This is a genomic window from Massilia sp. P2_C2, assembly GCF_056404615.1.
This window is the reverse complement of record NZ_JBFUDR010000302.1, coordinates 1-7,567: the sequence shown is the minus strand read 5'-3', so window position 1 is coordinate 7,567 and position 7,567 is coordinate 1. Positions and strand designations below refer to the sequence as shown.

The window sequence follows — 7,567 nt, the reverse complement described above, 5'->3', positions numbered from 1 at the left end:
CAGCGCCATCCCGGCGGTCGACGCCGGCGCCGCCATGGCCGGGCTGGCGGTCGCCGTGGGCGACATCGCCGGCATCGTCGACCGCATCGGCATCGACGGCCGCGCACGGGTGCGCGAGCTGGATGGCGCCGTGCAGGCCATCGTGCGCATGGACGAACTCACGCAGCAGGGTTCGCGCATGGTGGAAGAGGCGGCGCTGGCGGCGCGCTCGCTGCAGCAGCAGGCGCTTGGCCTCGCGCACACGGTGGCCGCGTTCCGCCTGGACGAGGTCGTGCACGGCGCCGACGGCGATACAAACGAAACGGCCCCGCCGTGGACGCAGATGCTGCGTCCGGGCAGGGCCGGCAGGCCTTACCTCAGGCTGGCTAGCAGCCGCGGCAAGCGCAGTTGATTAGGTAGGGTGGGCTCCCCGAGCCCACCCTACCCATGACGCAGGCMAAACGCAAACGCCGCGAGTGGATTACTCGTAGTCCTCGATCGGCGCGCAGCCGCAGAACAGGTTACGGTCGCCGTAGGCATTGTCGGCGCGGCCGACCGGCGGCCAGTACTTCTTCTTGCGCAGCGACGGCACCGGGAAGGCGGCCACTTCGCGCGAATAGGTGTGCTGCCAGTCGTCCGCGGTGACGACTTCCGCCGTGTGCGGCGCGCCCTTCAGCGGGTTGTCCATGCGGTCGTATTCGCCACGCTCCACCTTCACGATCTCGGCGTGGATGCAGATCATCGCCTCGATGAAGCGGTCCAGCTCCGCCTTCGCTTCCGACTCGGTCGGCTCGATCATCAGCGTGCCCGGCACCGGGAAGCTCATCGTCGGGGCGTGGAAGCCGAAGTCCATCAGGCGCTTCGCCACGTCTTCGTTGCTGATGCCGGTGGCATCCTGCAGCGGGCGCAGGTCGATGATGCACTCGTGCGCGACGAGACCGTCGTGGCCCGTGTACAGCACCGGGTAGTGCGGGGCCAGGCGGCGCGCGATGTAGTTCGCGTTCAGGATCGCGGTTTCCGTCGCGGCGGTGAGGCCTTCGGCGCCCATCATCGCGATGTAMATCCACGAGATCGGCAGGATCGATGCCGAGCCGTACGCGGCCGAGCTGACCGCGCCGATGCCTTGCTCGTCCCGCTGGTAGCCCGTGGCGGCCTGGTTCGGCAGGAACGGCACGAGGTGTTCGGCCACGGCCACCGGACCGACGCCCGGACCGCCGCCGCCGTGCGGGATGCAGAAGGTCTTGTGCAGGTTCAGGTGGCTGACGTCGCCGCCGAACAGGCCCGGACCGGCCACGCCGACCAGCGCGTTCATGTTGGCGCCGTCCACGTACACCTGGCCGCCATGCGCGTGCACGATCTCGCACAGTTCCTTGATACCCTCCTCGAACACGCCGTGCGTGGACGGGTAGGTGACCATCACGCAGGCCAGGTTGGCGCTGTGTTCCTCGGCCTTCTTCTTCAGGTCCTGCAGGTCGACGTTGCCGTTGGCGTCGCAGGCCGTCACGACGACCTTCATGCCGACCATGTTGGCCGACGCCGGGTTCGTGCCGTGCGCCGACGACGGGATCAGGCAGATGTTGCGGTGGCCTTCGTCGCGCGACTGGTGGTACTTCTGGATGATCAGCAGGCCCGCGTACTCGCCCTGCGAGCCGGCGTTCGGCTGCAGCGACACGCCCGCATAGCCCGTCACGGCGCACAGCATGGCTTCCAGCTGGACTATCATCTCGCGGTAGCCCACGGTCTGGTCGTCGGGTGCGAACGGGTGGATGTTCGAGAATTCCGGCCAGGTGACCGGGATCATCTCGGACGTCGCGTTCAGCTTCATCGTGCACGAGCCCAGCGGGATCATCGTGCGGTCGAGGGCCAGGTCCTTGTCGGCCAGCACGCGCAGGTAGCGCAGCATCTCGTGCTCGGCGTGGTAGCGGTTGAACGTCGGGTGCGTCAGGTAGGCGCTCGTGCGGGCCAGCGCGGCCGGGTAAGCGTCGGCGGCGTCCTTGTCCAGCGTGTCGAAGTCGATGTCGCCGGCGGTGCCGCCGAAGATCGTCACGAGCACGGCGATGTCGTCGCGGGTGATCGTCTCGTCCAGCGAGATGCCGACGTGGCGCGCGTCGATGCGGCGCAGGTTGACGCCGTTCTCATTGGCAATGCGGTGGATGTCGTCGGCATTGTCCGCGATGACGGTCAGCGTGTCGAAATACGTGTCGTTGGCCAGCTGGAGGCCCAGGCCCTTCAGCGCGGCGGCGAGGATGCCCGTGTAGCGGTGCACGCGGCGGGCGATCTGCTCCAGGCCTTTCGGGCCGTGGTAGACGGCGTACATCGAGGCCATCACGGCCAGCAGCACCTGCGCCGTGCAGATGTTCGACGTGGCCTTTTCGCGGCGGATGTGCTGCTCGCGCGTCTGCAGCGCGAGACGGTAGGCCGGGTTGCCCTGGGCGTCGATGGTGACGCCGGCCAGGCGGCCCGCCATGCTGCGCTTGTACTCGTCGCGCGTGGCCAGGTAGCCCGCGTGCGGGCCGCCGAAGCCGAGCGGCACGCCGAAGCGCTGGCTGTTGCCGACGACGACGTCGGCACCCCATTCGCCCGGCGGCGCGAGGACGGTCAGCGACAGCAGGTCGGCCGCGACGACGACCATGGCGCCGGCGGCATGCAGTTTCTCGACGGCCACGCGGTAGTCGCGCACGTCGCCGTTCACGCCCGGGTATTGCAGCAGCACGCCGAAGCAGGTTTCGTCCAGGTTCTCGATGTCGCCGGCCGCGATCGTGCGCACTTCGACGCCGATCGGCTGCGCGCGGGTCTGCACGACTTCCAGCGTCTGCGGCAGCACGTCGTCGGCGACGTAGAACACCTTCGACGACGACTTGCCGACGCGCTGGATCAGGGTCATCGCCTCGGCGGCGGCCGTGCCTTCGTCCAGCATCGACGCGTTGGCGATGCCCATGCCGGTCAGGTCGGTGATCACCTGCTGGAAGTTCAGGATGGCTTCCAGGCGGCCCTGCGAGATCTCCGGCTGGTACGGCGTGTAAGCCGTGTACCAGGCCGGGTTTTCGAAGATGTTGCGCAGAATGACGGGCGGCGTGTGGGTGCCGTAGTAGCCCTGGCCGATCAGCGACTTCATCACCTTGTTCTGCGCGGCGATGCCCTTCAGCTTCGCGAGCGCGGCCTGCTCGGGCAGCGGCTCGTAGAACTGGCCCAGGTCCAGCTTGTCCTTGCGGCGGATGTTGGCGGGGACGACGGCGTCGATCAGCTCGGCGCGCGAGGCGTAGCCGAGGGCGGACAGCATGGCTGCCTGTTCGGATTCGGACGGGCCGATGTGGCGCGGGAGGAAGCCATCGCGTGCTTCGAGTTGGGTCAGGCTGGTGCGGGTCATGATGGGCACAGAAAAAGTGATTGAGCTGCCGGCGGGCCGGCTTGCCCCGATGGGCGGGTACGACGGTGAATCGGGTTCGTCGCCCGGCACGCCGGGCGGACACGATGGTCGGGCGTGCCGCGCGGACGCGCCCGCGAAAGGCGATCAGCCCTCGGTGGTCTTGCCGTAGGCGGCTGCGTCGAGCAGGTTGTTGAAGGCGGCCGGATCGGACGGCTGCAGCTTGAACAGCCAGGCGGCGTAGGCGTCGGCGTTGATCGAATCCGGCGCGTCGGCCGTGGCCTGGTTCACCGCGACGACGGTGCCCGAAACCGGGGCGTAGATGTCGCTGGCGGCCTTGACGGATTCCACGACGGCGGCGTCGTCGCCGGCGGTGAAGGCCTTGCCGACCTGCGGCAGTTCGACGAACACGATATCGCCCAGGGCGTCCTGCGCGTATTCGGTGATACCCACGGTCAGGGTGCCGTCGGCCTCCTGGCGGACCCACTCATGGGATTCGGTGTACTTCAGGTCGGCAGGGATGTTCATGCATTGCTCCGGTAGTGATGGATGGTGCGGTTAGTATAATTTGTTCTCAGGATGCCAGGATCTTGCCGTTGCGCACGAACGGCAGCTTGACGACGGAGGCCGCCAGTTTCTTGTCGCGGATTTCCACGTGCACGGTGTCGCCGACGGCCACGCCTGCCGGCACGCGCGCCAGCGCGATCGCCTGCTGCATCGTGGGGCTGAACGTGCCGCTCGTGATCTCGCCCGTCTCGCCGGAGCCCGCCACGACCTTCTGGTGGGCGCGCAGGATGCCGCCTTTTTCGCGCAGGATCAGGCCGACGAAGTTCTGTTTCTGGCCGGCCTGCTGCAGCGCGGCCTTGCCGATGAAGTCGCGCCCGGACACGAGGTCCACGGTCCAGGCGAGGCCGGCGTCCAGCGGAGAAACGCCATCGTCCATGTCCTGGCCGTACAGATTCATGCCCGCTTCCAGGCGCAGCGTGTCGCGCGCGCCGAGGCCGGCCGGCTTCACGCCGGCGGCCGCGAGGGCGTGCCACAGGGCCTCTACCTGGCTGGCCGGCACGCCGATCTCGAAGCCGTCCTCGCCCGTGTAGCCGGTGCGGGCAACCATCAGCTCGCCGAACGGCGTACCGTCCACGATCACGGCATTGAACGGCTTCAGGCCTTCCGACGGTGCCTGGGTCTGCGGCACGACCTGCCAGACCTTCGCGCGGGCGTTCGGGCCCTGCACGGCGACGAGGGCGATGCCGTCATCGCTCAGGTCGGCGCGGCGCGGGGTAATCGAGAGGCCGCTGTTCGTGGCGTCGTTCTGCTGGCGGATCCAGGCGATGTCCTTCTCGGCCGTGCCGGCGTTGACGACGAGGCGGAACCAGTCTTCGGCGAAATAGTAGACGATCAGGTCGTCGATGACGCCGCCCTGTGGATTGAGCATGCACGAGTACAGGGCCTTGCCCGGCGCCTGCAGCTTGTCGACGTTGTTCGCGAGCAGGCCGCGGAGAAAAGGCCGGACATTGGCGCCTTTCAGGTCGACGACGCACATGTGCGACACGTCGAACATCCCGGCATCGCTGCGCACGGCATGGTGTTCTTCGATCTGGGAGCCGTAGTTGACGGGCATGTCCCAGCCGCCGAAGTCGACCATCTTGGCCCCGAGGGCGCGGTGTACGGAATTGAGCGGGGTCGCTTTGAGCGTCATGGATGGTTCCTTGGCAGAAAATGGGGTCGTGCACGCGGATGGCCGCATGCTCTCGCACCCCTCTGTCCTCGGTACCTGAGAGATAGCGGTTTCGAGTTCCGCCTGCCCCTTCGGTGGGCCGTGAGGCCGCTCTCCAGAGTTGGTCCGCCGCGCCTGCGCGGCAGCCCTTGACCGGTCCGGTTGCCTGAGAGTTTTTGGGTAATGCCCCTTCGGCGGCAGCCTCGCGCTGCGCTCTCCCGGTCAAGACTGCGAAGTCTATGTCAGTAGTGACGGGAAGTCAATCCGCAGGGAGGCGCCCGAGGGGGCGCAGAGGGCGACCGGCGAGGGCGACCGGCGAGGGTGCGCACTATTGCATTGCGGCCACGTGAGCATGCGGACGTGTTTTGTTACACTTGCTACACGACCCTTGCGACGGAAGAGATCACTATGAGCGAAGATCAAGCAAAACAGAAGGAGGGGTACTTCACCCTGTCTGGCGACGTGAACAGCGACATGGTGCATCGCGTCTTCGAGGCGGTAGCCAGCATGAACGAGGATGGCATCGAAACGGCGCACATGCTCGTGCAGTCGAATGGCGGCTACGTGAGCGACGGCCTGTGCCTGTACAATTTCCTGGCCAACGCGCCCGTCGACTGCATCATGTACAACGGCGGCGCCGTGGCGTCGATCGCCGTCATCCTGTTCCTGTCAGGCAAGCAGCGCTATGCGAGCGAGACGGCCCGCTTCATGATCCACAAGTCGCATGCGACGGCCTCGCCGGGCTCGCGTCCGGATGCGCTGAACATCATCGTCGAGGGTCTGCGCGCCGACGATGCGCGCACCGAAGCCATCCTGCGCAAGCACATCGAGCTGACCCCCGAGCAATGGGGCATCCACCAGTATGGCGACCTGCACCTGAATGCACGCGACGCCAAGGCGTCGGGCCTCATCCACGATGTCGTCGACTTCGCGCCGCCGCGGGGCGCGCACCTGCACAATATCTGACCGCGCGCACGGACGCCTCGTCCGGGAGGCGGCCCCGTGCCTGGGCGGTCCGCACAAACAGACAGAGCCTGCAGCGGTCTGCCCGCCTCAGGCTCTGTCCGTACTTCCTGTATGGCTACCGTTGCTGGCGGAATCCGGAAATCGATGCCGCCCGGCGGGCGCTGCGATCAGCGCTTGTTGTCGTTCTTGTGGCTCTGACGGCCGGCCTCGGCATGCTGCTCCGGCGTACCGCCGCGGGTGCCGCCCGAGCCGCCCGAGCGCGAACCCGAGCCCGAACCCGATTGCTTGTTGCCGTCATTCTTGTGGCTTTGCTGGCCAGCCTTGACGTGTTGCTCGTGGGAGCCGCCCTGGTTACCCGAGCGCGAATTTTTGTTCGAAGCCATGATCATTCCTTTCAATAGTGGATATGTCTTGCTTGCCGAAAAGTTTCTATCGAACATTGACATTCGGTAGTGATTTCGGTATTGCAATCATGAGAGCGCGGCAATGGAACTGGTATCGGAACAATCCTTGAGCCGTTGTAGGACTACAGGCAGTTCGATAGCAATAATTTTCTTCACTAACGCGGAATACGCATATTCTTATTCGCCGGCAACCCAATTTTGCGGCGCAGCATAGCGTTTTACGTCGTTATCATCGCCAAGCAATAGCATAAGCATTTTTTCTCGGCGATAGTCGGCACCTGCATTGAATGTGCGAACGGTCGTGGATTCCTATTGCCAGTTGGAAATTATGTGCCACAATATCAGTGCAACCCAACCGTGACCATTCCATGTCTTCCAGCCATGTCCAGACTCCGGCCGCCCGCAAGGCCGCGTCGTCGCAGCAGGCGACGCTGGATGCGCTCGCCGGTATCGCCAGCGAGTACGTCAAGGCGAAACTGACCGCGATGACGGCCCGCATGGCCGCGGCCCTCGGTGACATGACCCGGCCCGATGGCGATCCGCGCGATGTGCAGCGCCGTGTCAAGTCGGCCCGGCTGCTGAAGGACAATGGCTACGCATTCTTCCACCTGGCGTCTGGCGCGATCGACCTGGGCGTGCGCCGCGAGCTCGACGTGCTGGCGCCCCAGGCCGCGGCCAGGCGTGTCCCGGCGTCCGCGCTGAGCCTCGTGCCGCTGGAAGAAATCGACAGCCGGCTCGCGCTGGGTGCGCTGGCGCGTCCGTTCGACATCGCCCATTCCGACCAGCTCGCGACACTGGCCGTGCGGCTCGGCATGTTGCTGGGCCGCGGCGTGCTGCGCACCGACAGTAATCCGTTCCGTCCCGAAGTCTTCCTCGGCGCCATCGAGGAAGCGTGGCGCGAATTCGAGCCGGATGCCGAGGCCCATGGGTTGATCCAGCCCCTGCTGCGGCCGGACATCGTGTTCGATTTCGCGCCGCTGCTGGACGCGCTCGTCGTCGCCTTGCGCAAGGATGGGCAGCCCGGTTCCGTCGATGCTTACCGCATCCAGAAGACGGATGACGTGGCCGCCGCGAAGGCGGTCCGCGCCGGCCAGCGCGCCGCGCTGGCCGAGCAGTTGCGCAAGCTGTTCGGCGACG

At 66.4% G+C, this 7,567-nt stretch carries 6 protein-coding genes, 1 pseudogene and 2 riboswitches; of the genes and pseudogenes, 3 read left to right on the top strand and 4 right to left on the bottom strand.

Annotated elements, in window-relative coordinates; all coding sequences use genetic code 11:
• A pseudogene (locus AC1DYX_RS25290) lies at nucleotides 1-391 on the top strand (methyl-accepting chemotaxis protein); the annotation flags it as partial.
• A 69-nt stretch (nucleotides 392-460) separates the two neighbouring features.
• On the opposite strand, the gene gcvP reads toward AC1DYX_RS25290, so the two are convergent.
• The 3 genes from gcvP to gcvT form a co-directional block, all read right to left on the bottom strand.
• A complete protein-coding gene (gene gcvP / locus AC1DYX_RS25285; RefSeq protein WP_477264000.1) occupies nucleotides 461-3,346 on the bottom strand; it encodes an aminomethyl-transferring glycine dehydrogenase in 2,886 nt (961 codons plus the stop codon).
• A gap of 144 nt (nucleotides 3,347-3,490) precedes the next feature.
• Nucleotides 3,491-3,871: a glycine cleavage system protein GcvH gene (gcvH, locus tag AC1DYX_RS25280; RefSeq protein WP_477263998.1), complete on the bottom strand. Its 381-nt coding sequence runs from the start codon at nucleotides 3,869-3,871 to the stop codon at nucleotides 3,491-3,493.
• Nucleotides 3,872-3,917: 46 nt separating this feature from the next.
• Nucleotides 3,918-5,042 carry a glycine cleavage system aminomethyltransferase GcvT gene (gene gcvT / locus AC1DYX_RS25275; RefSeq protein WP_477263996.1) on the bottom strand — a complete coding sequence of 375 codons (1,125 nt, stop codon included), beginning with the start codon at nucleotides 5,040-5,042 and terminating at the stop codon, nucleotides 3,918-3,920.
• 52 nt (nucleotides 5,043-5,094) lie between these two features.
• Nucleotides 5,095-5,189: riboswitch (glycine riboswitch) on the bottom strand.
• A 15-nt stretch (nucleotides 5,190-5,204) separates the two neighbouring features.
• Nucleotides 5,205-5,291: riboswitch (glycine riboswitch) on the bottom strand.
• Nucleotides 5,292-5,468: 177 nt separating this feature from the next.
• Here gcvT and AC1DYX_RS25270 point away from each other — a divergent pair.
• Complete coding sequence (locus AC1DYX_RS25270; RefSeq protein ID WP_477263994.1) at nucleotides 5,469-6,026, top strand: ATP-dependent Clp protease proteolytic subunit; 558 nt, start codon at nucleotides 5,469-5,471, stop codon at nucleotides 6,024-6,026.
• Nucleotides 6,027-6,193: 167 nt separating this feature from the next.
• Here AC1DYX_RS25270 and AC1DYX_RS25265 read toward each other — a convergent pair whose 3' ends face one another.
• The gene (locus AC1DYX_RS25265; protein ID WP_477263992.1) at nucleotides 6,194-6,409 is read right to left on the bottom strand and encodes a hypothetical protein; all 216 of its coding nucleotides are present in this window, start codon (nucleotides 6,407-6,409) and stop codon (nucleotides 6,194-6,196) included.
• 389 nt (nucleotides 6,410-6,798) lie between these two features.
• On the opposite strand from AC1DYX_RS25265, the gene AC1DYX_RS25260 reads away from it, so the two are divergent.
• Nucleotides 6,799-7,567: DUF1631 family protein (locus tag AC1DYX_RS25260; protein WP_477263990.1), on the top strand; the 769-nt coding region annotated here is incomplete at its 3' end.